The 459-nt window shown below is 59.5% G+C and carries 1 pseudogene; it reads left to right on the top strand.

Annotated elements, in window-relative coordinates:
- A pseudogene (locus RVY79_RS17355) lies at positions 1-284 on the top strand (hypothetical protein); the annotation flags it as partial.
- Positions 285-459: the final 175 nt, after the last annotated feature.

Raw genomic sequence — 459 nt, 5'->3', positions numbered from 1 at the left:
ACGGAGACCACGCTGCGTTACCCGACTACTTCGTCACCGCAAGACAGGTAGCCGGTATGGATCATCTACGCATGGTCGCTGCGCTGCAGCCATTCATTGACGCTTCGATCTCCAAGACGGTTCTTGTCGCGGGCGGGGTGTCGCACGCCGAGGTGGGGGCGTTGCTCTTTCAGGCGTGGCAGTTTCGTCTCAAGGGCATCACGATCTTCCGGCCGGATCCTGCATTGGACGAAGTGCTGTCCGTGATGCAAGAGGCCGACGGCCGGCCCGCATGCTTCTGTTGAGCGCATCGCGCTTTTTTCCACGGGTTGTTCGGTCACCGGCGTTTCGGTTGATGCCCATCAACATCCAACGGCGCTGGCTGGCTACGCTCGAATCAATCGGGCGATGCCTCCCGATCTTTCCGTGTTCTTGAGGTCAATGCCATGAGCGAAGCGATGCTTCTTTCCTATGCACCGG

The sequence above is a fragment of the Chromohalobacter sp. HP20-39 genome (genome assembly GCF_033052815.1).
GTDB lineage: Bacteria > Pseudomonadota > Gammaproteobacteria > Pseudomonadales > Halomonadaceae > Chromohalobacter.
The sequence above is the reverse complement of the archived record's forward strand: the minus strand, read 5'-3'. Positions and strand labels throughout refer to the sequence as shown.